The organism is Sphingobium sp. 22B (assembly GCF_001580035.1).
Taxonomy (GTDB): Bacteria; Pseudomonadota; Alphaproteobacteria; order Sphingomonadales; family Sphingomonadaceae; genus Sphingobium; species Sphingobium fuliginis.
In genome coordinates, this window is the sequence record NZ_LTAB01000013.1 from 43,090 (window position 1) to 69,400 (window position 26,311).

Genomic DNA, 26,311 nt, shown 5'->3' on the forward strand with positions numbered 1-26,311 from the left:
CAACGAAGAAAAGGTCCCGACCCGCCATCTATTCCGGAGCGGCGGACAGGAACGATCGGATGCGACCGATAAAGGATCGGGAAATCAGCGGGAAATGAGATTATCTTATCATAATATTACAAATGGCGCTTAGCCCGGATCAGGCGCTGGTCTGCAGAAACCAGCGCCGGTCCTTTTCCAACCCGATCGCGGTCAACCGGCCGCTGCGGAAAGCGCCGGTGTCTATGCCGATCCTGTTGGGCTGCATATCCACATCCTCGCTGATGCTGTGGCCATGGACGATCATCTTGCCGAAATGTCGCCCATGGTTCAGGAAATCGCCCCTGATCCATCGCAGATCGGCAGGAATCTGGGCATCGAGCGCGACGCGAGGCCGCACCCCCGCATGGACGAAGAGATAGTCGCCAAGCGGCAGCATATCGGCAAAGTCGTCCAGGAAATCGACATGATCGCGGGGGACATGGGCCAGCATCCACCGCGCCATCGCCTCGTCGCTCATAAGCGCGCTGTCCTCCGCCCCCAGGCCGTAGCTGGCCAGCGTCTCCACCCCGCCATATCGGCGGAAGAGGCGCGCCGCCTGCGCCTTTCCGCGGGCGGCTGCGATGAACATCTCCTCATGGTTGCCCTTGAGGAAGCGGATGTCGCCGGTCGAGCGCGCCAGGCCCATCGCCCGTTCCACCACCTGCCGCGACTGCGGGCCCCGGTCGACCAGATCGCCCAGCAGGACCAGCAGCCGGGGCAGGGGATCGCGCTCCGCCTCGTCCAGAGCGATCCGGTCCAGCAATTGGGCGAAAAGGTCGTCGCGGCCGTGAATGTCGCCTATGGCATAGACGCGCCTGTCACCGCCCACGCTGGGGGAGGGCGCATCGTCCCGCGCCTTCCGCCTGCGGAACGGCATCAGCATGGCGGGCTTGCCTCACACATCATGCCGCCACTGTCGCACAGCGTTACAGGCGCGGCAATGTGACGCCCTGCTGCCCCATATATTTGCCCGCGCGGTCGGCATAGCTGGTCTCGCACGGTTCGTTGCCCTTAAGGAACAGGAACTGGCACGCGCCCTCATTGGCGTAAATCTTGGCGGGCAGCGGCGTGGTGTTGGAAAATTCCAGCGTCACATGCCCTTCCCAGCCTGGCTCCAGCGGCGTCACGTTGACGATGATGCCGCAACGCGCATAGGTGGACTTGCCAAGGCAGATCACCAGCACGTCGCGGGGCACGCGGAAATATTCGACCGTCCGCGCCAGCGCGAAGCTGTTGGGCGGGATGATGCAGACATCGGTCTTGCGGTCGACGAAGCTGTTGGCGGCGAAATCCTTGGGGTCGACCACGGCGCTGTCGACATTGGTGAAGATCTTGAATTCGTCCGCCACCCGCGCGTCATAGCCGTAGGAGGAGAGGCCATAGCTGATGCAGCCGTCGCGCCGCTGGCTTTCCACGAACGGCTCGATCATGCCGCTGGTCCGGGCCTGTTCGCGAATCCACTTATCCGACAATATCGACATGGCTGTTCAGCTCTTTCTGGGGGTGATGCCCAAATCGGCGGGGCCGAAGGCATGGGGCAGGAGTTCGGCGACGCGATGTTCGGCCAGCGCGTCTCCTTCCGGCGCCGCGCAGTAAATGGCAAGCGTGCGCCCGGCCATCTGCTCGGCTTCGTTCATGATCTGGCGGCACCGGCCGCAGGGGGTGACGATGGCGTCTCCCGATACGGAGCCGTCCGGCCCCATGGCGCCGCCCACGACCGCGATCGCCTCCACATCGGCAAGGCGGCCCTGCGCGTTGGCCGCCGCCAGCGCCACCGTTTCGGCGCAGAGCGACAGGCCGTAGCTCGCATTCTCGAAATTGCAGCCGGTCACGATCTGCCCGTCCGTCAGCCGCACCGCCGCGCCCACGGCGAAGCGGCTATAGGGCGCATGCGCATGGCGCATCGCCGTCCGCGCCGCCCCGATCAGCTTTTCCGTCGCATTCATCGCGCCATCACATCCCATCGCACCGGTCCGTCGATGCCGTCGATATGCCGCATATCATTGGCTGTCCACATCACCCATTTGCGCTTCTCGCGATCGGGCGCGAAGAAATTGCGGTCCAGCCATAAGGTCCGGTTGATCCCCGATGCAATGGCATATTGCGCGTCGAAATCGTCGCTGACGTTGAGCAGGACCGGCGTGCCCGCATGACTCTCGATCAGGTTGATCAGCGTATTCAGTTCCGACAGCACCGCGTCCTGTCCCGGCCGCGCCCGGCAGCCCGGCTCGAACGCCAGCCTGATCACTGGCGGCAGCGCGGCATTGTCCCGCGGAACCATGGTCATGAAGCCTGTCGCCTGTTCCGAAGCCCTGGCGCACAGGCTGAAATCCAGCGCCGCGCCATAGCGCAGCCCCGCCGCCCGCGCGCCTGCCCAGTTCGCCTCGAAGGCCGGATCGCGCAAGCGCCCGCCGCGCGAGGCGCGGATATAGGCGAAATCCGCCCCCTGCGCCGCCAGCGTGCCCCAGTCGATGGAGCCATTGTCCGACGATACCGACACGCCCTGGGTCGGAAACGCCTCCCGATCCGGCGCCCATTCGCGCGCATAGAGCCATCCGCCCAGGGCCATCAGGCCCAGGACGGCAAGAAACAAGCAAAAACGGGCCATGAAATGGCCGGCACTGATGATACGGATGCCCCTTACCCCTTGATGTGCAGGACGCAGATCAGCGTGAACAGGCGACGGGCCGTATCGAAATCGACCTTGATCTTGCCGTCCAGCCGCTCGATCAGCGTCTCGGCGGCGGCATTGTGGATGCCCCGGCGTGCCATGTCCACCGTTTCGATCTGCTGCGGCGATGCGTTGCTGATCGCCTGGTAATAGCTGTCGCAGATCGCGAAATAGTCCCGGATCGGGCGGCGGAACCGGCCCAGGCTCAGGATGATCGCCTCCAGCGGATCGCCATTTTCCCGACGTATCTCTATGACCAGCCGGCCTTCCTCGACACGCAGGTGCACCTTGTAGGGGCCGGCATAGCCGTCCTCATGGCTGCGCTGCGGCTCGAAATAATTGTCCTCCAGCAGGTCGAAGATGGCGATGCGCCGTTCCTGCTCCACATCGGCATTGCGCCAGAGGATCGTCCGCTCGTCGAGCGTGATATCGATGATGCGCGGATCGGCCATGGACGCTATGGTCAGTGCGGCGACACGCGCCGAAAAGCAAGGGGGACTCTTGTCCACAGCTTTTCCGAATGCTTTCAACGTTCCGCCTTGCAAGGGCGGTTGCTCGGCGCGATGAGGGGACAATGGTCGAACTCGTGCAAATCACCCCCGCCGCAGAAGCCGGCATCACCGAACTCCCCCGCAATGTGGAGGCGGAGGCCGCCCTGCTGGGCGCGCTGATGATCGACAACCGCATTGCCGAGGATGTGCAGCTCAAGCTCAAGCCGGAGCATTTCTTCGAGCCCCTGCACGGCCGCATCTACGAATCCGTGATGAAGCTGGTCGAGCGCGACATGGTCGCCAACCCGGTGACGCTGAAACCGATGCTGGAGCAGGACCCGGCGCTCAAGGAACTGGGCGGCGTCGGCTATCTGGCGCAACTGACGGGCAATGGCGCGGCGCTGCTGGGCGCCCGCGACTTCGCCACGCAGATCTACGACCTTGCCTTGCTGCGGCAGCTTGTCCATGTCGGCCGCGAACTCGTTGAAAACGCTCTGGATACCAGCGAGGACGTAAACCCCCGCGAACAGATCGAGCAGGCCGAGGTCGCGCTTTACAAGGTGTCGGAGGGGGAGGGGGAGACCGGGTCGGTCAAGAGCTTCGCCACGGCCACCACCATGGCGGTCCAGATCGCGGAGCGCGCGCTCAACAGCGGCGGGCATGTTTCGGGCATCACCACCGGCATCAACAGCCTGAACGAAAAGATCGGCGGCATGCACAATTCGGACCTCATGATCCTCGCGGGTCGTCCGGGCATGGGCAAGACGTCGCTGGCAACCAACATCGCCTATAATGCCGCTTCGCGCTGGCTGCGCGACAATGCCGACGGCATTCCGCCGGAAAAGAATATGGGCGCGAAGACCGCTTTCTTCAGCCTGGAAATGTCCGCCGACCAGCTCGCCACCCGCGTTCTGGCCGAACAGTCGGGCATCAGCGGGGAAGCGCTGCGCATGGGCAAGATCAGCCGCGCCGATTTCCAGAACCTCTCCCGTGCGGCGCGGGAATTGCAGGAACTGCCGCTGTTCATCGACGACACGCCGGGCCTGACCATCGCCGCGCTGCGCACCCGCGCCCGCCGGTTGAAGCGGCGGCATGACATTGGTTTCGTCGTGGTCGACTATCTCCAACTGCTCCAGGGCACCGGAAAGGGCGACAATCGCGTCAACGAGATTTCGGAAATTTCCCGTGGTCTGAAGACCTTGGCGAAGGAACTTAACTGCCCGGTTCTGGCCTTGTCCCAGCTCAGCCGCGCCGTCGAACAGCGCGAGGACAAGCGGCCCCAGCTATCGGACCTTCGTGAATCGGGCTCCATCGAACAGGACGCGGACATGGTCTGGTTCGTCTTCCGCGAGGATTATTATGTCGCCGCGAAGGAGCCGGGGAACAAGGAAAGCCCCGAACATCTGGAATGGGCGCAGGAAATGGAGCGCATCTACGGCCTGGCCGAGGTGATCGTGGCCAAGCAGCGCCATGGTTCGACCGGGCGCATCCGCATGAAGTTCGACGCGAAGATCACCCGCTTCTCCGACCTGGCGGAGGGCAGCTATCTGGAGGATTACGAATAGAACCAGGGGTCTTTCACAAGCCGCAGCGTGCTAAAAATATGTGACCGCCGGAATCTCGGAAAACCGCCATTTGCAGCCTGCCATTGGCTGCATCCCCACACATCCTAGCCCGAAACAAAAGCCTGGAACACCAGCGCCAGCCCCACCAGGCTGACGAGATAGACAATGGTTCGCACCATGGGAATGCCCATGCCGTACAGCGGCAGGTAAACCGCCCGCGCCCCCAGCCAGAGCCACCCGCCAAGGGCTGTCGTTCCGCTGGTTTTCCCCGCGATCACCACGCCCAGAAGCACGATGATCGCGATCGGATAGGTTTCGAGGAAATTCGCCTGCGCCCGCACCAGCCGCCCGCCGACGGGATCGAGCGGCGGCAATTCCTCATCCCGCGCGCTCATGTTCCATTTGGTGCCATATTGTCGCGTCTTGATATGCGCCGCCGCGAAGATGTGGACCAGCAGCAGCACGCAACTCCACGCCAATATCTTCAGCTCGACGGCCATATCTCGTCCTCCGCTCAGTCTGTCATGACCGCCGACCATATCGCGCCCGCATGGTCCGCGCCATAAGTCTCGATTGCCGCAGGCGGCGGATTGGCTGCCGGCGCCCATCATCGGGGCCATAGGCCCTCTTTTCGCAACGGGAGGATTCGGAAGAGCGCAATATTCCCACGAGTCGGGATATTCTCGACGCAACCGCCTTTTCGGTCAGAACACCGGCTGGTTGGCCGGATCGTCCGGATCGGCCGCGGGGGAGGGGATCGGCGTCACCGGCGAGTGAATGCCGCACTCGACCTTGTCCCACCCGCGCCAGCGCCCGGCGCGGGGATCTTCGCCCGGCAGCACCTTGGACGTGCACGGTTCGCAACCGATGGACAGATAGCCCTGCGCCTCCAGCGGATGGCGCGGCAGCTTCTCCGCCTCGAACCAGGCCTCCAGATCGTCCTTCGTCCAGTCGCCCAGCGGGTTGATCTTCAGCCGGCCGTCCTCGACCTCGAAACGGGGCAGGTTCTGCCGCGTCACCGACTGGAACGCCTTGCGTCCGGAAATCCACGCATCCAGTCCATCCTTGGCGCGGTTCATCGGCTCGACCTTGCGGATTTCGCAGCAGCCGTCGGGATCGTAGGACCAGCGCAGCCCGGTCTCGTCCTTCGCCGCCAGCACTTCGGCATGGGGCGTGACGGCGCGGCTGTCGGTAAAGCCCAGCGTGCTGATCAGCGTTTCGCGATAATCCAGCGTCTCGCGGAACATCTTGAGCGTGTCGACGAAGATCACCGGCACGGTTCTGTCCGCCTTGGCCACCAGCGACAGCAGCACCGCGCTTTCCGTACCGAAGGAGGAGACGACGGCGACATTGCCCGCCAGCCCCTCGGCAAAGACGGTCTTGAGCATCGACAGCGTGTCGACGCCCTCGAAGCGCGCGTTGAGCGCATCCGCATCCGCCTGGGTAAAGGCGGGGCGGGCGTCGATCACGTCGAGCTGGCGGGCAGGTTCAGCCATTTACAGTCTCCGGGTGCCGTTTCGCCCAGATGGGGCGGCGGCCATCGATCGTCTTCTGATAGACGTCGTCATAACGATGGAGCGCGCGCTCCACGGCGGCATCGTCCAGCGCCTTGTCGGGCCGGAAGCTGTCGAAGCCGCAGCGGCGCATCGCGACGATCTGGTCCACCAGCACATCGCCCACGGCGCGCAGTTCGCCCTGATAGCCGGCCTCGCGCAATATCCGCGCCGCCGAATAGCCGCGTCCGTCGCCGAAAGCCGGGAAGTTCACCTCCACCAGCGACAGCCTGTCCAGATGGGGCAGCAACTCGCGGGCATCCTCGCCCGCTTCGATCCGGACGGCGGTCGAATTGGACTGGCCGGTGAAGGATTCGACCGTGACCGCCGGTTCCTGGCCGGTTTCGCCTTCGCGGAAGGACAGGAACTCAACCATAGATCGCCTCCTTGAAGGGCTTCATGCCAAGACGGCGATAGGTGTCGAGGAAGCGTTCGCCTTCCTCCCGCTGTTCGAGATAGAGGTTGGTGACCTTCTCGATCGCGTCGACCACGCCGTCCTCCGAAAAGCCAGGGCCGGTGATCTGTCCGACGCTCGCATCCTCCGCGCCTGACCCGCCGAGCGAAAGCTGGAAATTCTCCACGCCCTTCCGGTCCACGCCCAGCACGCCGATATGGCCGGCATGATGATGGCCGCAGGCATTGATGCAGCCGGAAATCTTGACCTTCAGCTCGCCCAGTTCCTTCTGCCGGTCGGCCGCGGCGAACCGTTCCGACAGCTTCTGCGCCAGCGGGATGGAGCGGGCATTGGCGAGGCTGCAATAATCCAGGCCCGGACAGGCGATGATGTCGGTGATCAGGTCCAGATTGGCCTCGGCAAGGCCAGCTTCGTCCAGCTTCTGCCAGATGGCGTGGAGGTCCGCCTTCTTCACATGCGGCAGGACCAGGTTCTGCGCATGGGTGACGCGCAGCTCGTCGAGCGAATATTGTTCGGCCAGGTCCGCAACCAGCGCGATCTGCTCCGCCGAGGCATCGCCCGGAATGCCGCCGCGCGGCTTCAGGCTGATGTTGACGATGGCATAGCCCGGCTGCTTGTGCGCCGCGACCTGACGGTCCACCCAAAGGGCGAAGGCCGGATCGCTGCGGTCGATGCTGTCCTCCAGGCCCGTTTCATAGGCGGGGCCGGCGAAATAGGCGCGGATGCGGTCCAGTTCCTCGGTCGGCGGGTTGAGGCCCAGCGTCCGCATATGGGCGAACTCCTCCTCGACCTGCCGCTTATATTCCTCGACGCCCAGTTCATGGACCAGGATCTTGATCCGCGCCTTGTACTTGTTGTCGCGCCGGCCATAGCGATTATAGACGCGCAGGCACGCCTCCAGATAAGAGACGATCTCATCTTCGGGCACGAAGTCCCTGATAAGCGGCGCAACCATGGGCGTGCGACCCATGCCGCCGCCGGCATAGACTTCCGCGCCTGTCCGGCCGTCGCGCGACACCAGCTTCAGGCCGATGTCGTGCAGGCGCATGGCGGAACGGTCATCCTCGCTCGCGATCACCGCGATCTTGAACTTGCGCGGCAGATAGGTGAATTCGGGATGGAAGGTCGACCATTGGCGCAACAGTTCCGCCCAGGGACGCGGGTCGGCTACTTCGTCCGCCGAAACCCCGGCATATTGGTCGGACGAGATATTGCGGATGCAATTGCCGCTGGTCTGGATGGCATGCATCTCGACCGTCGCCAGTTCGGCAAGGATGTCCGGCGCATCGGCCAGCTTGATCCAGTTATATTGCAGGTTCTGGCGCGTGGTGAAGTGGCCATAGCCCCTGTCGTATTTCGCCGCGATCTCGCCCAGCTTGCGCATCTGCCGGCCGCTCAGCGTGCCATAGGGAATGGCGACGCGCAGCATATAGGCGTGCAACTGGAGATAGAGGCCGTTCATCAGCCGCAGCGGCTTGAACTGGTCCTCCGTCAGTTGCCCGGCCAGACGGCGCTGGGTCTGGTCGCGAAACTCCTCGACGCGGGCGTCGACGATGGACTGGTCGTAGCTGTCGTAACGATACATGGTTCAGATCACCCAGTTGCCGGCATCGGCGTCATTCGGTTTCAGCGTCAGGTCGGGGCGCACCGTCGGCCCCAGAGCGCGGATGCGGTCCTTGATATGCGCGGGGCGCACGCCTTCTGCGGTCACGGTCGCATCGATCACATAGGCGCCCACGACCCGCAGCGCGGCTTCCTCCGCCCGGGCCAGATCCTCGCCCTTGTCGCCCACGTCGACGGAATCGCCGACCTGCCGCGACCAGCCGTCGCCCGCCCACCAGATCACGTCCCCGGTGCCGAGGTCATTGCCGGTCAAAATCTTCACTTGTCAGTCTCCGCCCCAAATGTCTCCTGCGCGGCCCAGCCGGCCAGCACATCCTGCGCCAGCGCATAGGCCGCAACCTCCCCGACCACAATCAGGGCAGGGCTTTTCACCTTCTCCCGCGCGACCATCTCGCCCAGATCGGCAAGCAGGGTGCGCAGCGTCCGCATATCGGCGCGCGTGCCGTTTTCCAGCACGGCCACGGGAATGGCCGGCGACACGCCGTCGGCCATCAGCTTGTCGGCGATGTCCGTCGCCGTCGCCACGCCCATATAGATGACGAGCGTGCGCCCCGCGCCCGCTAGGCCGGACCAGTCCTGATCGGTCAGCCCCTTGCATTGCCCCGCCACGAAGCTGACCGCGCTTGCCGCGTCGCGATGGGTGAGGGGCAGTTGCGCCTGCGCGGCGCAGCCGATGGCGGCGCTGATCCCCGGCACGACCTCCACCGGCACCCCGGCGGCGCGGCAGGCTTCCATTTCTTCGCCGCCACGGCCGAAGATGAAGGGATCGCCGCCCTTCAGCCGCACGACCCTGCGCCCGGCGAGCGCCAGTTCGACCAGCAGGGCATTGATCCCGTCCTGCGGCACCGAATGACGGCTGCGCTGCTTGGCGACAGAGATCAGTTCGGCCTGTGGGGAGGCGAGCGCCAGGATCTCGCCGGAAACCAGCCCGTCATGCACGATCACCTCGGCCTCGCCGATCAGCCGCGCGGCGCGCAGCGTCAGGAGTTCCGGGTCGCCCGGACCGGCGCCGACAAGGGTGACAGTGGCAATGGGAGTTTCAGCCATGTTGGGCAGATGGCGAAAACAGCCCGCGGTTTCAATTCAGAATGCGTTGGCCAGGGCGAAGGAAAATTTGGGGAGGATCGATTTGATCCTGTCGCCCCGTCGCTCCGCTGCCAGACCACCCGGCCGCTCAATCGCCCATCAGGCTGGTATCGACGTCCTTCAGGCCAATGCCGATGGATGCGCGCGGCTGCTCGATCTCCACCGACACGACCGGATAGGCGCAATAATCGGCCGCATAATAGGCGCTGGGCCGATGATTGCCGGAAATGCCCACTCCGCCGAAGGGCGCGGAGGAGGATGCCCCGTTGGTCGGCCGGTTCCAGTTGACGATGCCCGCCCGGATATTGGCCCAGAACTGGTTATATTGTTCCGGCGATCCCCCGATCAGCGCGGCGGAAAGGCCATAGCGCGTATTGTTCGCTTCCCGGATCGCGGATTCGAAATCCGGCACCCGGACAACCTGCAACAGGGGGCCGAACAGCTCGACGTCGGGCCGCTCCGCCATGGCGGTCACGTCGATGATCGCCGGCGTCACGAAGGGCAGCCCCTTGGTCGTGCGGACCATGTGCTTGATGGGCTTGCCGCCGTTGCTCATCAGATAGAGGAAGCTCTCCGTCAGATGATCCGCCGCCTGATTGTCGATCACCGGCCCCATGAAAGGCGCGGGGTCCGCATGGGGATGGTCGACGATCAGCCGGTCCGCCAGCCTCTTGACCTCTCCGACCAGCGTGTCGGCCAGCTCCTCCCTGACGATAAGCCGGCTCGCGGCCGTGCAGCGCTGCCCGCTCGACAGGAAGGCCGACTGGACGATCAGCGTCGCGGCGCTGGCGATGTCGGCCGTATCCCAGGCGACGATCGGGTTGTTCCCGCCCATTTCCAGCGCCAGTATCTTGCCGGGATTGGCCGCGAACTGCCGGTTGATCGCGATGCCCGTCTGCGCCGACCCGGTGAAGAGAATGCCCCCCACATCGGGATGGGCGGCCAGCGCCTTGCCCTCGTCGGGTCCGCCCAGCACCAGCCGGACGGCATCCTCCGGCACGCCCGCCTCATGGTAGAAACGCACCAGCATCTCGCCCACGGCCGGAGTCTTTTCCGACGGCTTGAAGACGACGGCATTGCCGGCCAGCAACGCGGGAACGATATGCCCATTGGGCAGATGCGCCGGGAAATTATACGGCCCCAGCACCGCCATGACGCCATGCGGCTTGTGCCGCACGGACTGACGCGCGCCCATCGCCGCTTCAAGCCGTCTCTGCCCGGTGCGTTCGGAAAAGGCGGCGACGGAAATGTCGACCTTGTTCATCACCGCCGTCACTTCGGTCCGCGCATCCCACAGGGGCTTGCCGGTTTCGCGGGCGATCAGGTCGGCCAGCGCTTCCTCATTGGCGCGCACGACATTGACGAAGCGGCGCAGCGTTTCGATGCGATAGGCGATGGGCTGGGCGGCCCATTTCGGCCAGGCGGCACAGGCGCGGGCGACCTCCGCCTCCACGTCGCTGGCAGTCCCCTGCCACAAAAGAGCACCAGTGGCGGGTTCGAACGAAGTCAGCGTGGCGGACATGGCACCGATATGGAGGATAATGGGGCGTTAGGGAAGGGGCGGCAAACGGCTCCCTCCTCCCTCGGGGAGGGGGAAGCGGGCGTGGCGAGCGGAAGGGCAAGCCGACGTAACGGAAAGCCCGTCCGCCCCGCCAGCGGAGGAGAATTCAGGGCACATCAGGGGCGCCGCCCAATGCGTCGCCCATGCGCCGGATCGCCGCAACCTTCGCATGCAGCGGCGTCCAATCGTCCCGCTCGGCAATCCCGCTCCAGATCGCCTCCACCTCATCGATATGCATGGAGCAGGGCGCCGGATCGGCCCAATAGGCATGATCCTGGGGCCCGCTCGCCTCGAACCCGGAAATGGCCTCGCGAAATCCCGCCCATTCCTCGCCGGCATAAGGCGCGCCGTCGCGAGGATCGCCGCCGCGCCAGTCCTGGAAGAAGCGATCGATCGGCCTTTGCGTCGCGATCATGCCGCGCACCGCCGCTTCGATCATGGTGGAGGCGTCGTCCGTCGGCGCCACCCCCAACCGCCAGCAGAAGCGCCGCGCCATCGCCTCGGCATAGAGCGCCGGAAAGCGCTCCAGCTGCTCGATCAGCGGTTCGGCCTCCACCAGGGGACGCAGCGACACGGCAAGCTGCGCCACGTCCCAGTGGATCGCTTCCGCCTGCCGTCCGAAGGCATAGAGCCCGGCATGGTCGAAATAGGCGGCGGTGAACCCCGCTTCCCAAAGCGGCGTGAACCGCCAGGGCCCATAGTCGAAGCTCTCGCCCGTCACATTGATGTTGTCGCTGTTGAGCACGCCATGGACGAAGCCCGCCACCATGTAGCTCGCCGCCAGATCGGCCGTTCGCTCCACGACCCGGCCCAGCAGTTGCGCGGGAGGATTGTCGCCCGGCGCCTCGCCGTAGAGCTTCGTCAGCGCATAGTCGACGAGCCGCTCCAGCAGCGCCCTGTCGTCGAAATAGGCCGCTCGCTGGAAAGACCCGATGCGGATATGCGAGTGGCTGAGCCGCACCATCACCGCCGCGCGGGTGGGGGAGGGTTCGTCGTTGCGCTCCAGCGCCTCGCCCGTCTCGATGATGGAAAAGGTCCTGGAGGTGTTGACGCCCAGCGCCTCGAGCATCTCCGTCGCCAATATCTCCCGCACGCCGCCCTTCAGCGTCAGCCTGCCGTCCCCGAAGCGGCTGTAGGGCGTCCGGCCCGAACCCTTGGTGCCCAGGTCGAGCAACCGGCCGGCCCCGTCCCGAAGCTGCGCGAACAGGAAACCGCGGCCGTCCCCGATGTCGGGATTGTACACGCGGAACTGATGCCCATGATAGCGCAGCGCCAGTGGCTGGGGCAGCGATCCCTCCAGCGGCTGGAACCGGCCGAAATGCGCCAGCCATTCCTCATCGCTCAGGTCGCTCAGGCCCACGGCCTTCGCCCAGCGGTCATTGCGGAAACGCAGGATGGTCCGGGGAAAGTCGGCCGCCGCGACGGGATCGGCAAAATCGGGCTGCAGCGCGGCGATTTCGTTCGCGGGGCTGAATTTGGCGGGTTGCAGGGCAGGGCGCATGCGGCGATATGGGGGATGCAGGGTGGAAGGATCAAGCAGCTTGAGCAGCTATAGCGACGGATACTGGTGGTCCCCCGATGGGCTGAGGCTCCATTATCGCGATTATGCTGGCGGCGAAGATGGCCGCCCTCCCTTGCTCTGCCTGCCGGGTCTGACCCGCAACGCCCGCGATTTCGAACCGCTGGCGGCGCGCCTCGCCGGGCCATGGCGCCTCATCTGTCCCGACTTGCGCGGCCGCGCCGAAAGCGCGCAGGCGAAGGACCCGATGACCTATGTCCCGCTCACCTATCTGCAGGACATCAGCCGCCTGCTGGCGGATATGGCCATCACCCGCTTCGTCGCCATCGGCACGTCGCTGGGCGGCATCATCACCATGCTGATCGCGGCGACCCATCGCGAATGGCTGGCCGGAGCGCTGCTCAACGATGTCGGGCCGACACTGGAGGAGGCGGGCCTGGCGCGCATCCGCACCTATGTCGGCATGGGCCAGTCGCATCCAAGCTGGGTGCACGCCGCCCGCGCGCTGGAGGAATCCAACGGCGACGTCTATCCCGGCTATGGCCTCGACCAATGGCTGGCCATGGCCAAGCGCCTCTACCGCCTCAACAGCGCGGGGCGCGTCGTGCTCGACTATGACATGCGCATAGCGGAGCCGCTGCGGGTCGCGGGCAGCGAGGCGAGCGTGGACATGTGGCCGGTCATGCAGGCCTTTCGCGGAATTCCGACGCTGGTGCTGCGCGGCGAGCGCTCCGACCTGCTCTCCGCGGCCACCGCCGCCCGCATGGTGGAGGACATCGGTCCCGGCGCGGAGTGCGCGGTCATCTCCAATGTCGGTCACGCCCCCGTTCTCGACGAGCCTGAATCCGTCGCCGCCATCGACCGGCTGCTGGCGCGGGTCCTGAATGGCTGAAGCGGCTTGAGCGGCATTGAGCGTTTCGCCGCGGGCCGGCCTCGGCAGATCGACGGGCCGCCCCGGCTGCTGCATGTCCACGGCAGCTTCTCGCTTGGCGGGAAGGAGGCGCGGGCCGTGCGCCTGATGAACCTTTGGGGCGACCGCGCCCGTCACAGCATCGTCAGCGCCGCGCCCCAACTGATGAGCGCGCGGGACGCCATCGACCCCGCCACGCCGGTCGATTTCCCCCAACCTCCTCCACTCGCCGGCAGGCCGGGCCTCAGGCGTTTCCGGGCGATTGCGGCCTTCCTGTCGGACTACGACCTCATCCTCAGCTATAATTGGGGAGCGATGGATGCGGTGATGGCGCGGCGCATCCATGGCGGTCCGCCGCTGATCCATCATGAGGACGGCTTCAACGCGGATGAGGCGGGCGGCCTCAAGCCGCAGCGCAACCTCTATCGCCGCCTGGCGCTTCAGCGCGCCCATGCGCTGGTCGTCCCGTCCGTCCGGCTCGACGGCATCGCCCGCGAGGTGTGGCGTCAGCCACCGCGAAAGGTCCACCTGATCCGCAACGGCATAGACACGGCGCGCTATGCCCTGCCGCCTGTGCCGGATGCCATTCCAGCCCTCAACCGCACGGCCGGCAAGCTGCTGGTGGGGACGGTGGCGGGCCTGCGCCCGGTCAAGAACATCCGCCGCCTCGTCCGCGCCGTCGCGCCGCATCGCGACCGGCTGCAACTGGTGGTGGTGGGGGAGGGGCCGGAACGCGACGCCATAGCGGCGGAAGCCAGGGATCACGGACTGGCCGACATCTGCATGGCCGGATTCCTGCCGGAACCCTGGCGCTTCATGGGCCTGTTCGACATCTTCGCTTTGTCTTCCGACAGCGAGCAGTTCCCGATCTCGCTGGTGGAGGCGATGGCGGCGGGCCTGCCCGTCGCATCGACCGATGTGGGGGACGTCGCTGCCATGGTCGCGCCCGAAAACCGGCCGTTCGTCGTCCCGGACGAAGCAGCCCTGTCCTCGGCGCTCGGCGCGCTGGCCGGCGATCCCGGTCTGCGGCAAAGGCTTGGCGAGGCGAACCGCCAACGCGCCTGCCGCGATTTCACCGAAGCCGCCATGGTGGACGCCTATGCCGGCCTTTACGGTCAGGCACTATCCAGCCCCCATATTTTGCGGTAGGGCGCGCCCAAATATTCGTCATCCGACCGTAAAGCTGCTATAGGGCGGCGTTCAGGTGGTCGGGGGCCACGGGATTTTTGCGCGGGAGATTGCGTTGTTCAAGGGGTTGAAGCCCATCGTTTACGGCGGCCGGGAAGTCTGGCCATTGGTCGAAGGCGGCAAGGGGGTAGCCGTTTCCAACCATGCCAGTTCCGGCGCCTGGGCGGCGGCCGGCGGCATCGGCACGGTGTCGGCGGTCAATGCGGACAGCTATGACAGCTTCGGCAACGTCATTCCCCAGATCTATCATGGCCGCACCCGCCGCGACCGCCATGAAGAACTGATCGCCTATGCGATAGACGGCGCGGTCGAACAGGTGAAGCGGGCCTTCGAAATCGCCGGTGGCAAGGGCGCGATCAACATCAACGTGCTCTGGGAAATGGGCGGTGCGCAGCGCGTCCTCCACGGTGTCCTGGAAAAGACGAAGGGAATGGTCGCGGGCGTGACCTGCGGCGCGGGCATGCCCTACAAGCTGTCGGAGATCGCCGCCTCCTACGGCGTCAACTATCTGCCCATCGTCAGTTCCGGCCGCGCCTTCCGCGCCCTGTGGAAGCGCGCCTATTCCAAGGCATCGGAATGGCTGGCGGCGGTGGTCTATGAGGACCCGTGGCTGGCGGGCGGCCATAACGGCCTGTCCAACGCCGAAGATCCCAAGGTGCCGCAGGACCCCTATCCCCGCGTCCGCGACCTGCGCGCCACCATGCGGGAGGGGGGCATTTCCGACGATGTGCCCATCGTCATGGCAGGCGGCGTCTGGGCGCTCAAGGACTGGAACGACTGGATCGACAATCCGGAACTGGGCGCGATCATGTTCCAGTTCGGCACCCGTCCGCTGCTGACGCAGGAAAGCCCGATCCCGCAGGCGTGGAAGGAACGGCTGATGCAGCTGGAGCCGGGCGACGTGCTGCTCCACCGCTTCTCGCCGACCGGCTTCTACAGTTCGGCCGTCCGCAATCCCTTCCTGCGCTCCCTGGAAGCCCGATCGGAACGGCAGATCCCGTTCAGCACCGAACAGGCCGGCGACCATACGCATCAACTCGACGCCGGCGTGAAGGGCAAGAATTTCTGGGTGACGCGCGGCGACCTTCTGCGCGCCCGCGAATGGGTGGGGCAGGGCTTCACCTCCGCGCTCAAGACGCCGGACAATACGCTCGTCTTCGTGACGGAGGAGGAAAAGGCCGAAATCCGCAAGGACCAGACCGATTGCATGGGCTGCCTCAGCCAGTGCGCCTTTTCGAGCTGGATGGACAGCGAGACCAATTCGACCGGCCGCCTGGCCGATCCGCGCAGCTTCTGCATCCAGAAATCGCTGCAGGAGGCCGTTCATGGCGGCGACCTCGACAAGAATCTGCTCTTCGCGGGCCATGGCGCCTACAAGTTCAAGCAGGACCCCTTCTATTCGAACGGGTTCGTGCCGACCGTGAAGCAACTTGTCGACCGCATCCTGACCGGCGACTGATGGCGGACATTCAGGGATTGGCGGTGCTGCACTACGACACGCCGCATTTTGAGGTCGTGCGTCCGGGACAGTTCGTCCTTTGCGCGGTTTCCGGCGCGCGCATCGATCTGGAAGACCTCAAATATTGGAGCGCGGAGTTTCAGGAGGCCTATAGGGGACCGGAGGAAGCGACCCGTTCCTTCCTGAAGCATCGCGGCGCGGATTTTCGGTAAAGTCCTGAATTCAGGCGAATTGCTGGAATTTTATCGGGACCGGCCAGGCCCCGGGCCTTTTTGCACGACGGCGGTTCAAGGCTCTGCTTTTTCCATCCGGCGCTTTTATGTCTCCGCCTGCCGCACTTATCCTATTCCTTTGTCCCCGCTGATGGTTTATCCTTCATGAACGAAGCGACGGAGATCGCTCGACCAAGGAAGGATGTAAGCGATGTCGCGGATCGACATTTTTGGTGATCGCCTCTGTGTTGTGACGAGTCTGCTGATCGTGGGCTGGTTCCTTTATAATGTGGCGTTCTGACGGGCGTCCACCTCGTTCCGGACGGCTCGCTTCCACCCGCAGGACGGATTCTGCGTCCCCCATATCGTGAAACCTGTGGTCTCGCCGTCTTAAGCAAAGCTTTCTTCCATCTCTCTACAAATTGAGTAGATATATTGCCGAGCGCAACGCTCCGCGGCTTTTGAAGGATGTCAGCTTGCTCCGCGTCACCAACGGCTAAAGCGCACGGTACTGAAGCGACGACGCAAGGTTTCGTGTTCCTCCTCGACAGGAGAAGACGATGACCCAGAATGCCACTCGTGCCCGCCGGCAACGCCGTTTCGGCTCCAGCCCGCAAATCCACATCCCCCATTCCTCCTGGACACGTCCTGAACGCGCGTCCGAAACCGCGACGCCGGTCAAACCCGACGAGTTCTGGAGCCGCCTGGGGCTTTAAACCCAGGCGCTCGCGAAAGGGGGGTGGGCCGCCGGGACCGTGGTTCAGGGGAGTCTACGCCCCCCGCCGCCTTTCGCCATGAGCCGCCTTCTCAATTCCCGCCGTCCAGCAGCCGCCGTGCGATCACCTGCGCCTGGATTTCCCCCGCGCCCTCGAAGATGTTCAGGATGCGCGCATCCGCGAGCAGGCGGCTCACCTGATATTCGGTCGCAAAGCCGTTGCCGCCATGAATCTGCAACGCATTGTCCGCCGCCGCCCAGGCGACGCGGGCGCCGATCAGCTTGGCCATGCCGGCCTCCAGGTCGCAGCGCTTCCCCTCATCCTTGCGGCGCGCGGCGAAATAGGTGAGCTGGCGCGCGCCCATGATCTCCGCCGCCATCATCGCCAGCTTGTTGGCGACACGGGGGAAGTCGAAGATCGGGCGGCCGAACTGCTTGCGGTCGAGCGCATAGGAAAGGCCGATGTCGAGCGCGGCCTGCGCCACGCCGATGGCGCGGGCGGCCGTCTGGATTCGCGCGGATTCGAATGTCGCCATGAGCTGCTTGAAGCCCTGCCCCTCAACGCCCCCCAGCAGGTTCTGGGCGGGCACGCGGAAATCGTCGAAGCCGATCTCATATTCCTTCATGCCGCGATAGCCGATCACCTCGATCTCGCCGCCGCTCATGCCCGGCGTGGGGAAGGGATCGGCCACCGTGCCGCGCTGCTTGGGCGCGATCAGCATGGAAAGGCCGCTGTAATTCTTCGTGCCGGGATCGGTGCGGACCAGCAGCGTCATCACGTCTGCGCGGGCGGCGTGGGTGATCCAGGTCTTGTTGCCGTTCACCCGATATTCGCCATCGGCCAGCGCCGCGCGAGTGCGCAGCGAACCCAGGTCCGAACCGGTGTCGGGCTCCGTGAAGACGGCGGTCGGCAGGATCGATGCATTGGCGATCTGCGGCAGCCAATGGGCCTTCTGCCCGTCGGTGCCGCCGGTCAGGATCAGTTCCGCCGCGATTTCGGATCGGGTGGCGAGCGACCCCACGCCGATCCATCCGCGCGACAGTTCCTCCGACACGACGCACATGGCGGTCTTGCCCATGCCCAGCCCGCCGAACGCTTCCGGAATGGTCATGCCGAACACGCCCATTGCGCCCAGTTCCTCGACCAGGGGCAGGGGGATCAACTCGTCCTTCAGATGCCAGTCATGGGCGAAGGGCGCGACCTTCTCGTTCGAAAAGGCGAAGAACTGCTCGCGCACCATGTCGAACATTTCGTCCAGCCCGCAATTTTCCAGCGTGGCATGACCCCGCCGGGCAATGAGGTGGCGGGCGATGGCCGATTTCACCGCCTGCCCGCCGCCCTCACGGACAAGGGTGCGGAAAGCAGGCGCGTCGAGCGTCGACAGGTCGTCGGTCAGGTCGGTGGCGCGGATCACCTCGCCCTGGTTCATGGAAATGCCGCCCAGCATCTGCGCGCCATATTCCGCGAAGAGGAGTTGGGCGAGCAGCGCCTCGACCTCCCCGAACGCGCCCTGCGCGTCGAGATGGGCGGCCCAGTTGGCGACCTCCCGCATCATCTCCGCATAGGAGGCGAACCAGCCGAAGCCGTGGACGACATGCTGCTCCACATCGGCCAGCACGCGGTCGACCTGTCCCTTGTCGTTGGCGATGCGCGCCTTCACCTGCGGTTGGACGGCGGCGACGAAGGCCTGTGCGGCATCCGCCGCGCCCGAAAGCAGCGCGGGAAGGCTGGGAAGGACCAGCACCGTCTTTTCCAGTTCCATCGCCGCGCTCATCCTTCGCCGGCCTGTTTCTTGTTGGCCGTCGCCATCGCCTTGGCGTCCAGCCCGCCGACGAGATTGCCGGTCATCAGCTGGTTATGCGCATGGGCCAGGTGGTGCATGTGGAACACGCCGTCCATCGCCTGCCGCTTGCCGCGCAGGTCTTCCACGAAGTTGAACGCCTGCTTGGTAAGCGCCATTCCGAAGCGGTCATGCTGGGCGATTTCGGCGGCGATCTTCGCGACTTCCTCACGCAGCGCCTCGCGCGGGAAAATCTCGTTCACCATGCCGAACTGATAAGCGCGCTGGGCCGGCATGCGGCGGCCGAGCAGCAGCAGTTCGCGGGCGACGCGCGGCGGCAGTTCGAAGGCATGGGCGAAATATTCGACGCCCGGCTGGGCCATGCGCTGCACCGGGTCCTGGAAGAAGGCGTCCTCCGACGCGACGATCAGGTCGCAGACCCAGGCCAGCATCAGCCCGCCCGCGATGCAGGCGCCCTGCACCATGGCGATCATCGGCTTGGGAATTTCCTGCCAGCGGCGGCAGAGGCCGAGATAGCCGTCCTGCTCCAGCACATATTGCCGCTCCGCGCCGCCCTTGTTGAGGTGATCCCACCATAGGGTCGTGCGGAACCGGGGCATGTTGCTGTCCTTCTCCGGCGTGCCGATGTCGTGGCCGGCGGAAAAATGCTTGCCTTCGCCGCCCAGCACGATGACCTTCACGTCATCATCCTCGACCGCGCGCTTGAACGCGTCGTCGAGCTGCCCAAGCAGCCGGTAATTCTGCGCATTGCTATATTGCGGGCGGTTCAGCATCACCCATGCGACGCCGTCCTCGACCCTGTAGGTCACATATTCAGGCTGCACTTCCTCGGACATGGTCGCTCTCCTCAGCGCGGCGGCATGCGCAGGCCGCCGTCCAGCCGCACATATTCGCCGTTCCAATAGTCATTCTCGATCATCGCCAACGCCATGGCGGCAAATTCTTCCGGCTTGCCGAAGCGCTTGGGGAAGGGGACCGTGGCCGACAGCGCGTCGCGCACCTTGTCGCTCGCCCGCGCCATCAGCGGCGTGTCGAAAATGCCGGGCAGGATCGCGTTGACGCGGATGCCCTCGCCCATCAGGTCGCGGGCCATCGGCAGGGTGAGGCTGACGATGCCGCCCTTCGACGCGCTATAGGCCGCCTGGCCGATCTGGCCGTCCACCGCCGCCGCGCTGGATGTGTTGATGATCACGCCCCGCGCATTGTCCTCCAGCGGCTCCAGCGTCAGCATCCCCGCCGCCGACTTGGCGCAACAGCGGAAGGTGCCGATCAGGTTGATCTGGACGATCCGCTCGAACTGGTCGGTGGGGAAGGCCCTGATCGCGCCGGTTTCGCGGTCGCGCGAGGCGGTCTTGACGACATTGCCGGTGCCTGCGCAATTGACGATGATCCGTTCCTGCCCATGGGCGGCGCGGGCCTGTTCGAATCCCGCATCGACCGATGCTTCGTCGGTGACGTCGACCTTGCAGAAGGTGCCGCCGATTTCGGCCGCAACCCTGTTCCCCGTCTCCTCGTTGAAGTCGAACAGGGCGACCTTCACCCCCCTGGCGGCGAGCGCGCGGGCGGTCGCTTCGCCCAGCCCGGATGCGCCGCCCGTCACGATGGCGGCAACGCTGTTGTCGAGTTTCATGCTTCTGTTCCCTCCTGGGCAGGGCGCTGGGCGATCGCGCCTTCGGCGGCCAGCGCATCGAGCGCCGCATCGTCGAGGCCGAGCCACTGGCCCAATATCTCGCGGCTATGTTCGCCCACGCGGGGCGGGCAATATCGGTAGTCGGCGGGCGTGGCGGACAGCTTGCCTGGATAGGCGACGGTCGGAATCTCCACCCCATCCTCTTCCCGGCGGAAGCGGTGGACGGTCTGCCGCGCCTCGATGAAAGGGTCTTCGAACACGTCCCTGATCGTATTGACCGGCCCGGCGGGCACGCCCGCGGCGACGAAGCGCGCCATCAGTTCGTCGCGGGCGAAGGGGCGGACGATCTCCTGCACCTTCGCCTCGATTTCCTCGCGGTTGATCAGCCGCTGGGCGCTGGTGGCGAAACGCGGATCGGTGCCGAGTTCCGAATGGCCCATTTCCGTGCAGAAGGCGCGGAACTGCCGGTCGTTGCCAATGGCGATGATCATCACCCCGTCCGCCACCTCGAACGTCTTGTAGGGCACGACGGTCGGATGGCGGTTGCCCAGACGCCCCGGCACCACATTGCCGACGAGCCAGTTCATGCCCTGATTGGCGAGCATCGCGATCTGGGTGTCGAGCAGCGACACGTCGATCTGCTGCCCCTCGCCGGTTCGTTCGGCATGACGCAGCGCCATCAGGATGGAGACGGTGGCGAACATGCCGGTCGACAGGTCCGCCATGGCGACGCCGGCGCGCAGCGGGCCGCCATCCTCTTCCCCCGTGATGCTCATGAAGCCGCCCATGCCCTGCGCCACGAAGTCGTAGCCGCCGCGATCGGCATAGGGGCCGGTCTGGCCGAAGCCGGTGATGGAGCAATAGACGAGGCGAGGGTTCACGCCACGAAGGCTTTCATAATCGAGGCCGTATTTCTTCAGGCCGCCGACCTTGAAATTCTCGACCACTATGTCGGCCTGCGCGGCGAGCTTGCGGATGAGGTCCGCGCCCTGCGGCGTCGCAAGGTTGATCGCGGCGGAACGCTTGTTGCGGTTGCAGGACAGATAATAGGCGCTGGTGCCGATCTCCGGCTCGCCATCCGCGCCGGTCAGATAGGGCGGCCCCCAGGCGCGGGTGTCGTCGCCATGGCCGGGCAGCTCGATCTTGATCACATCCGCGCCGAAATCGGCCAGGATCTGCGTCGACCAGGGGCCCGCGAGGACCCGCGAAAGGTCCAGCACCTTCACCCCTTCGAGAGCGCGGGCGTTCATGCCTGCGCTCCCGTCATCATCCTGTCGTCGGAAAATCGCATCCGCTCCTGTCCCTGAAGTTCTGCTGCATCGCTTGACTCAACAGATAGCGGGACAGGGCGGCTAGCGCAATGATTTTTGCACTATAGGATAGTTTTCAGATCATTTCTTGCCCGCCGTGGCGAGATAGGCGATCAGATTGGCGCGATCCGCGGGGTTGGGCAGGCCCGCGAAGATCATCTTGCTGCCCGGCACCTTCGCCGTCGGCTTGGCCAGGAAGGCGTCGAGCGACTTTGCGTCCCAACGGATCTTGGCGTTCTTCATCGCCGCCGAATAGGCGAAACCCGGAACCGTGCCGGACGTCCGGCCCACCACGCCGGCCAGCGAAGGGCCCAGCCGGTTGACCCCCGGATCGACAGTGTGGCACGCCATGCAGCGGGCGAAAACCGCCTTGCCCTTGGCGGCGTCGCCCGCCTGGGCGAGTGCGGGGCTCGCAATCAGCGTGGCAGCGGCAAGCGCGACGAATTTCGAAATCATCAGTTATCCTCTTCCCTTCATCACTGGCTGGAATCTATACCAGTGTGCACAAATAACAAATAGCAGCCTGAGTCTGAACAGGAATTGAAGATCGGGCCGGAAGAAGGACATGCGATGGAGGGTGGTGGAGAGGCCATGCGGCGCTTCGGACCGCTGGGAATGGTCCTGGCCCTGCTGGTGAACCTGATGTTCGCGCTCAACGTGATCGCGATGAAGGTGGTGGTGGACGCCACCGCGCCGCTGCTGTCGGTGGCGCTGCGCATGGGGGTGGTGTTCCTGCTGTGCGCGCCCGCGATCCGGTCGCTGCCCGGGCGGACGGGCTGGCTGGCGCTCTACGGGTTCCTGAACGGCGGCCTGTTCCTGCTGCTGCTGAACATCGCGCTGTTCATGGCCACCAATGTCGGCGCCCTGGCCATTGCGGGGCAGCTCAGCGTGCCTTTCTCCCTGCTGCTGGGCGTGCTGCTGCTGGGGGAGAAGCTCAACGCGCGCAAGGTCGCGGGGGTCATGCTGGCCTTTGCCGGAGTCGCGGCGCTGGTTTTCGATCCGCACATCCTGACCGAAGTGCCTGCCGTGCTGGTGATGGCGAGCGCGGCGATGACCTGGGGCGGCGCCACGCTGGTGCAGCGCAGGCTGGCGGGTGTCAGCGTGATGAACGGCCAGGCCTGGAATGGCCTGATGGGCGCCCTGACCCTCGCTCCCTTCGCGCTGATGTTCGAACGGCCGGCCATCGCCGGCCTGGCGCATGTCGGATGGGTGCCGGCGGCCTGGTTCGCCTTCAGCTGCCTTGGGTCGACGATCATCGGGCAGGGAACGCTGGCCTGGCTGCTCCAGCGCTATCCGATCTCGACGATCATGCCGTTGATGCTGGCGGCGCCGGTGATGTCGACGGTGTTCGCCTCGCTTTATTTCGGAACCCCCATCACCGCCGTGATGATCGGCGGCGGGACGCTGGCGCTGGCCGGCGTGACGATCATCGCCCTGTCGCCGGACCGCAAGGCGAGGGGCTGAGCTTCACGTCTCGGATAGGGTTGGAAAGCGATGTTTCCACGGACCTCCCAATCCCCGGAAAGTCTCTCACCCATTCGACGCATATGCCGGCAACAACAAAAAAGCCGCCCGGTGAGGGGCGGCTTTCCTGTTATCGTCCGGAAAGGAAAACTCAGGCTTCTTCGGCCGGAGCTTCTTCGGTTTCCACGGCGATTTCGCCGGGTTCCGCATTCGGATCGTAGTCTTCGGTGAAGCCGCTTTCGTCCTTTTCGAACAGATCGGCCATCACATCGACGCCCTGCGACTGAAGTTCGGCTTCCTCCGGCGAGCGGGCGACGTTCACCGTGACGGTGACGGCCACTTCCGGATGCAGCGCGACCTTGACGTCGAACACGCCGAGCGTCTTGATCGGGCGCTCCAGAACCACCATCGCCTTGGTGACGTTGGTGACGCCATCGGCGTGCAGCGCTTCGACGACGTCACGGACGGCGACGGAACCATAGAGGTGGCCGGCGTTCGACGACTGGCGGATCAGGACGATCTGCTTGCCGTTCACGCCTTCGGCAGCCTTTTCGGCGTCCGAGCGGCGAGCGGCGTTGTCGGCCTCGATCTTCGCGCGGTTCGCTTCGAAGACCTTCTTGTTGGCGGCGTTCGAACGCAGCGCCTTCTTGTTGGGCAGCAGGTAGTTACGCGCGTAACCGTCCTTCACGGTGACGACGTCGCCGATGGCGCCCAGCTTCTCGATGCGTTCAAGGAGAATGATTTCCATGGGTCTTTCTCCCTTACTTCACGATATAGGGCAGCAGGCCCAGGTGACGGGCGCGCTTGATGGCCTGGGCCAGCTCGCGCTGCTTCTTGGCGGACACCGCGGTGATGCGGCTGGGGACGATCTTGCCGCGCTCGGACACGAAGCCCTGCAGCAGACGGACGTCCTTGTAATCGATCTTCGGCGCATCCTTGGCGGCGAAGGGGCAGCTCTTGCGGCGGCGGAAAAACGGGCGTGCCATGGTTCAGATCTCCTTATTCGCCGGCGGCTTCTTCGCGCTCGCGGCGCGGGCCGCGATCGCCCCCACGATCATTGCGGTCGCCACGATCGCCGCGCGGACCGCGTTCGGCGCGTTCCTGCTTGCGCATCATGACCGACGGACCGGTCTCCAGCTCATCGACCTTGATGGTCATGTAGCGGATGATGTCTTCGTTAATCTGCGTCTGGCGCTCCAGTTCCGCGACGACGCCGGCCGGGGCGTCGATGTTCAGCATCACATAATGCGCCTTGCGGTTCTTGGCGATCTTGTAGGCCAGCGAGCGCAGGCCCCAGGTCTCGACCTTGGTCACCTTGCCCTGCATATCCTCGACGATCTTGGTGGCGGTTTCCGCCAGAGCGTCCACCTGCGCCTGTGCCAGATCCTGGCGCGCAAGGAACACATGCTCGTAAAGAGCCATGGGTATTGCCTCATCTGTTGGCCGATCGCTGACGCCCACCCCATGTGGAACGCCCCTCCGGCTGTCGTCTCAAGCATTGATTCGCGCGACCGCGAGTCACCCCGGGTCGTACGAAGCGGCGCCTATGACGGAAATGCGCGGGAAAGGCAAGGGCGGATCGGCGCAGCAGGGGCACGCAATTTTACCGTTCGGGATGAGCTTGTCGAAGCCCTTTTCTTCTTTAATCTCGGTTGCAAGGATTGACGGGCGGGGCTTCGGCAGGTTCAGCCCGAACGGAGGGGGGTATCTTATGGCGGTCGGAATAGCGGCCCTGTCGCTGATATTGCTGATGGTCGCGGCCTATCGGGGGATGAGCGTCATCGTGATGGCGCCGCTGCTGGCGATGCTGGCCGTGTTCCTGACCGATCCCGCCGCCGTGCCAGCGGTCTTTTCCGGCGTCTTCATGGAAAGGGTGGGAAGCTTCCTGAAGCTTTATTTCCCGGTATTCCTGCTCGGCGCGCTGTTCGGCAAGCTGATAGAGGTTTCCGGCTTCTCGCGCGCGATCGTGACCGCCGTGATCGGGCTAGTGGGGGCAGGCCAGGCGATCCCCGCGATCATGCTGGTGTCGGCGCTGCTGACCTATGGCGGCGTTTCGGTGTTCGTGGCGGTGTTCGCCGTCTATCCCTTCGCCGCGGAGATGTTCCGGCAGGGCGACATTCCCAAGCGGCTGATACCCGCGACCATCGGTCTTGGCGCCATCACCTTCACCATGGATGCGATGCCGGGAACGCCGCAGATCCAGAACATCATCCCGACCAGCTTCTTCGGCACGACCGCCTGGGCGGCGCCGGTGCTGGGGCTGGCAGGATCGGTCTGCATCATGGGTCTGGGCCTCACCTATCTGGGCTGGCGCAGGCGCGCGATGCAGGCGGCGGGGGAGGGCTATGGCGCGCCGGAGACGCTGGTAAACGAGCCGGAAGCCGCGGACCGGGGCGATCGGACCGTGCATCCGCTGATCGCCCTGCTGCCGCTGCTGGTGGTGGGATTGGGCAATCTGGCGCTGACCATGCTGATCCCGCGCCTTGTGGCGGGGGATGAGGTGGCCGTGTCGCTGGCCGGCCTGACCGATCCCGTCGTGGTGAAGGTGGCTCAGGTCGCCGCGCTCTGGGCGGTGGAGGGCGCCTTGCTGCTGGGCATCGGGACGATCCTGCTCTTCGCCTTCCCGCAAGTGGCGCGGCGCTTTGCCGATGGGTCGAAGGCGGCCGTGGGCGGCGCGCTGCTGGCGGGGATGAATACAGCGGTCGAATATGGCTTCGGCGCGGTGATCGCCGCGCTGCCGGGTTTCCTGGCGGTGAAGGAAGCGCTGAAGGCCGTGCCCGATCCACTGGTCAATGAGGCGATTACCGTGACGTCGCTTGCCGGCATCACCGGCTCGGCTTCGGGTGGGCTGTCGATCGCGCTTGCCGCCATGGCGGAACAGTTCGCGGCGGCGGGCGATGCGGCGGGCATCCCGCGCGAGGTGCTGCACCGGGTGGCCTCCATGGCGAGCGGGGGGATGGACAGCCTGCCGCACAATGGCGCGATCATCACCTTGCTGGCGGTGACGGGCTTGACGCACCGGCAGGCCTATAAGGATATTTTCGCCCTGACGCTGATCAAGACCTTCACCGTCTTCGTGGTGATCGCGGTCTATTATCTGACGGGGCTGGTATAGG

At 65.2% G+C, this 26,311-nt stretch carries 29 protein-coding genes; 8 read left to right on the top strand and 21 right to left on the bottom strand.

The window, feature by feature from the left end; all coding sequences use genetic code 11:
• Positions 1 to 139: 139 nt before the first annotated feature.
• Genes A0J57_RS13420 through A0J57_RS13440 form a run of 5 tightly spaced genes read right to left on the bottom strand, consistent with a single transcriptional unit; the run spans position 140 to position 3,144 of the window.
• Positions 140 to 904, bottom strand: coding sequence for a metallophosphoesterase (locus A0J57_RS13420; RefSeq protein WP_061936276.1), 765 nt, complete (start codon positions 902 to 904; stop codon positions 140 to 142).
• Between the two features lie 43 nt (positions 905 to 947).
• Entirely contained in the window at positions 948 to 1,502 is a 555-nt protein-coding gene (gene dcd, locus A0J57_RS13425) for a dCTP deaminase (protein WP_044661884.1), read from the bottom strand.
• 6 nt (positions 1,503 to 1,508) lie between these two features.
• The gene (locus A0J57_RS13430; RefSeq protein ID WP_044661885.1) at positions 1,509 to 1,967 is read right to left on the bottom strand and encodes a cytidine deaminase; all 459 of its coding nucleotides are present in this window, start codon (positions 1,965 to 1,967) and stop codon (positions 1,509 to 1,511) included.
• Entirely contained in the window at positions 1,964 to 2,629 is a 666-nt protein-coding gene (locus A0J57_RS13435; RefSeq protein WP_025549401.1) for a glycoside hydrolase family 25 protein, read from the bottom strand. The genes A0J57_RS13430 and A0J57_RS13435 overlap by 4 nt, the downstream gene beginning before the upstream one ends.
• A gap of 32 nt (positions 2,630 to 2,661) precedes the next feature.
• Positions 2,662 to 3,144: a UPF0262 family protein gene (locus tag A0J57_RS13440; protein ID WP_025549400.1), complete on the bottom strand. Its 483-nt coding sequence runs from the start codon at positions 3,142 to 3,144 to the stop codon at positions 2,662 to 2,664.
• 122 nt (positions 3,145 to 3,266) lie between these two features.
• Between A0J57_RS13440 and A0J57_RS13445 the strand changes: the two genes are divergently transcribed.
• Positions 3,267 to 4,748 carry a replicative DNA helicase gene (locus tag A0J57_RS13445; RefSeq protein WP_025549399.1) on the top strand — a complete coding sequence of 494 codons (1,482 nt, stop codon included), beginning with the start codon at positions 3,267 to 3,269 and terminating at the stop codon, positions 4,746 to 4,748.
• A 104-nt stretch (positions 4,749 to 4,852) separates the two neighbouring features.
• On the opposite strand, the gene A0J57_RS13450 is transcribed toward A0J57_RS13445, so the two are convergent.
• From A0J57_RS13450 to A0J57_RS13485, 8 genes are all read right to left on the bottom strand, one after another.
• Complete coding sequence (locus tag A0J57_RS13450) at positions 4,853 to 5,248, bottom strand: MAPEG family protein (protein ID WP_061936279.1); 396 nt, start codon at positions 5,246 to 5,248, stop codon at positions 4,853 to 4,855.
• A 204-nt stretch (positions 5,249 to 5,452) separates the two neighbouring features.
• On the bottom strand, positions 5,453 to 6,244 hold the full coding sequence (locus A0J57_RS13455) for a phosphoadenylyl-sulfate reductase (RefSeq protein ID WP_044661887.1): 792 nt from the start codon (positions 6,242 to 6,244) through the stop codon (positions 5,453 to 5,455).
• Positions 6,237 to 6,677 (bottom strand): DUF934 domain-containing protein, encoded by a 441-nt coding sequence (locus A0J57_RS13460; RefSeq protein WP_044661888.1) that lies wholly within the window; start codon positions 6,675 to 6,677, stop codon positions 6,237 to 6,239. The genes A0J57_RS13455 and A0J57_RS13460 overlap by 8 nt, the downstream gene beginning before the upstream one ends.
• Positions 6,670 to 8,301, bottom strand: a complete 1,632-nt coding sequence (locus A0J57_RS13465; protein WP_025549395.1) for a nitrite/sulfite reductase — start codon at positions 8,299 to 8,301, stop codon at positions 6,670 to 6,672. The genes A0J57_RS13460 and A0J57_RS13465 overlap by 8 nt, the downstream gene beginning before the upstream one ends.
• A 3-nt stretch (positions 8,302 to 8,304) precedes the next feature.
• Positions 8,305 to 8,601: a DUF2849 domain-containing protein gene (locus tag A0J57_RS13470; RefSeq protein ID WP_044661890.1), complete on the bottom strand. Its 297-nt coding sequence runs from the start codon at positions 8,599 to 8,601 to the stop codon at positions 8,305 to 8,307.
• Positions 8,598 to 9,386, bottom strand: coding sequence for a uroporphyrinogen-III C-methyltransferase (gene cobA, locus A0J57_RS13475; RefSeq protein ID WP_044661891.1), 789 nt, complete (start codon positions 9,384 to 9,386; stop codon positions 8,598 to 8,600). Before cobA ends, A0J57_RS13470 begins: the two co-directional genes overlap by 4 nt.
• A gap of 127 nt (positions 9,387 to 9,513) precedes the next feature.
• Positions 9,514 to 10,947: a succinylglutamate-semialdehyde dehydrogenase gene (astD, locus tag A0J57_RS13480; RefSeq protein ID WP_025549392.1), complete on the bottom strand. Its 1,434-nt coding sequence runs from the start codon at positions 10,945 to 10,947 to the stop codon at positions 9,514 to 9,516.
• A 145-nt stretch (positions 10,948 to 11,092) separates the two neighbouring features.
• Positions 11,093 to 12,487, bottom strand: a complete 1,395-nt coding sequence (locus A0J57_RS13485) for a protein adenylyltransferase SelO (RefSeq protein WP_061936283.1) — start codon at positions 12,485 to 12,487, stop codon at positions 11,093 to 11,095.
• A gap of 40 nt (positions 12,488 to 12,527) precedes the next feature.
• Between A0J57_RS13485 and A0J57_RS13490 the strand changes: the two genes are divergently transcribed.
• The 5 genes from A0J57_RS13490 to A0J57_RS26625 all read left to right on the top strand — a co-directional run bounded on the left by A0J57_RS13490 (position 12,528) and on the right by A0J57_RS26625 (position 16,990).
• Positions 12,528 to 13,397, top strand: a complete 870-nt coding sequence (locus A0J57_RS13490; protein WP_061936286.1) for an alpha/beta fold hydrolase — start codon at positions 12,528 to 12,530, stop codon at positions 13,395 to 13,397.
• Between the two features lie 15 nt (positions 13,398 to 13,412).
• Positions 13,413 to 14,564, top strand: coding sequence for a glycosyltransferase family 4 protein (locus A0J57_RS13495; protein ID WP_061936389.1), 1,152 nt, complete (start codon positions 13,413 to 13,415; stop codon positions 14,562 to 14,564).
• A gap of 94 nt (positions 14,565 to 14,658) precedes the next feature.
• Positions 14,659 to 16,062, top strand: a complete 1,404-nt coding sequence (locus tag A0J57_RS13500; protein ID WP_025549388.1) for a nitronate monooxygenase family protein — start codon at positions 14,659 to 14,661, stop codon at positions 16,060 to 16,062.
• Entirely contained in the window at positions 16,062 to 16,274 is a 213-nt protein-coding gene (locus A0J57_RS13505) for a DUF2093 domain-containing protein (RefSeq protein WP_061936289.1), read from the top strand. The genes A0J57_RS13500 and A0J57_RS13505 overlap by 1 nt, the downstream gene beginning before the upstream one ends.
• A 560-nt stretch (positions 16,275 to 16,834) precedes the next feature.
• Entirely contained in the window at positions 16,835 to 16,990 is a 156-nt protein-coding gene (locus A0J57_RS26625) for a hypothetical protein (RefSeq protein WP_167706572.1), read from the top strand.
• A 91-nt stretch (positions 16,991 to 17,081) separates the two neighbouring features.
• Here A0J57_RS26625 and A0J57_RS13510 read toward each other — a convergent pair whose 3' ends face one another.
• The 5 genes from A0J57_RS13510 to A0J57_RS13530 form a co-directional block, all read right to left on the bottom strand.
• Positions 17,082 to 18,764, bottom strand: coding sequence for an acyl-CoA dehydrogenase family protein (locus A0J57_RS13510; protein WP_061936292.1), 1,683 nt, complete (start codon positions 18,762 to 18,764; stop codon positions 17,082 to 17,084).
• Entirely contained in the window at positions 18,761 to 19,627 is an 867-nt protein-coding gene (locus tag A0J57_RS13515) for an enoyl-CoA hydratase (RefSeq protein WP_061936295.1), read from the bottom strand. Before A0J57_RS13515 ends, A0J57_RS13510 begins: the two co-directional genes overlap by 4 nt.
• Before the next feature lie 11 nt (positions 19,628 to 19,638).
• Positions 19,639 to 20,421, bottom strand: a complete 783-nt coding sequence (locus A0J57_RS13520; protein ID WP_025549384.1) for an SDR family NAD(P)-dependent oxidoreductase — start codon at positions 20,419 to 20,421, stop codon at positions 19,639 to 19,641.
• Positions 20,418 to 21,671 carry a CaiB/BaiF CoA-transferase family protein gene (locus A0J57_RS13525; protein WP_061936298.1) on the bottom strand — a complete coding sequence of 418 codons (1,254 nt, stop codon included), beginning with the start codon at positions 21,669 to 21,671 and terminating at the stop codon, positions 20,418 to 20,420. Before A0J57_RS13525 ends, A0J57_RS13520 begins: the two co-directional genes overlap by 4 nt.
• A gap of 141 nt (positions 21,672 to 21,812) precedes the next feature.
• Entirely contained in the window at positions 21,813 to 22,187 is a 375-nt protein-coding gene (locus A0J57_RS13530; protein WP_025549382.1) for a cytochrome c family protein, read from the bottom strand.
• Positions 22,188 to 22,322: 135 nt separating this feature from the next.
• Here A0J57_RS13530 and A0J57_RS13535 point away from each other — a divergent pair, with 135 nt between their 5' ends.
• Complete coding sequence (locus A0J57_RS13535) at positions 22,323 to 23,195, top strand: DMT family transporter (RefSeq protein WP_235600872.1); 873 nt, start codon at positions 22,323 to 22,325, stop codon at positions 23,193 to 23,195.
• Positions 23,196 to 23,346: 151 nt separating this feature from the next.
• On the opposite strand, the gene rplI is transcribed toward A0J57_RS13535, so the two are convergent.
• The 3 genes from rplI to rpsF are packed head-to-tail and all read right to left on the bottom strand — an operon-like array spanning position 23,347 to position 24,617.
• Positions 23,347 to 23,943 carry a 50S ribosomal protein L9 gene (rplI, locus tag A0J57_RS13540; RefSeq protein WP_061936301.1) on the bottom strand — a complete coding sequence of 199 codons (597 nt, stop codon included), beginning with the start codon at positions 23,941 to 23,943 and terminating at the stop codon, positions 23,347 to 23,349.
• Between the two features lie 13 nt (positions 23,944 to 23,956).
• On the bottom strand, positions 23,957 to 24,181 hold the full coding sequence (rpsR, locus tag A0J57_RS13545; RefSeq protein WP_004212076.1) for a 30S ribosomal protein S18: 225 nt from the start codon (positions 24,179 to 24,181) through the stop codon (positions 23,957 to 23,959).
• A 13-nt stretch (positions 24,182 to 24,194) separates the two neighbouring features.
• Positions 24,195 to 24,617, bottom strand: a complete 423-nt coding sequence (rpsF, locus tag A0J57_RS13550; protein WP_025549379.1) for a 30S ribosomal protein S6 — start codon at positions 24,615 to 24,617, stop codon at positions 24,195 to 24,197.
• A 289-nt stretch (positions 24,618 to 24,906) separates the two neighbouring features.
• Here rpsF and A0J57_RS13555 point away from each other — a divergent pair, with 289 nt between their 5' ends.
• The gene (locus tag A0J57_RS13555) at positions 24,907 to 26,310 is read left to right on the top strand and encodes a GntP family permease (RefSeq protein ID WP_061936304.1); all 1,404 of its coding nucleotides are present in this window, start codon (positions 24,907 to 24,909) and stop codon (positions 26,308 to 26,310) included.
• Position 26,311: the final 1 nt, after the last annotated feature.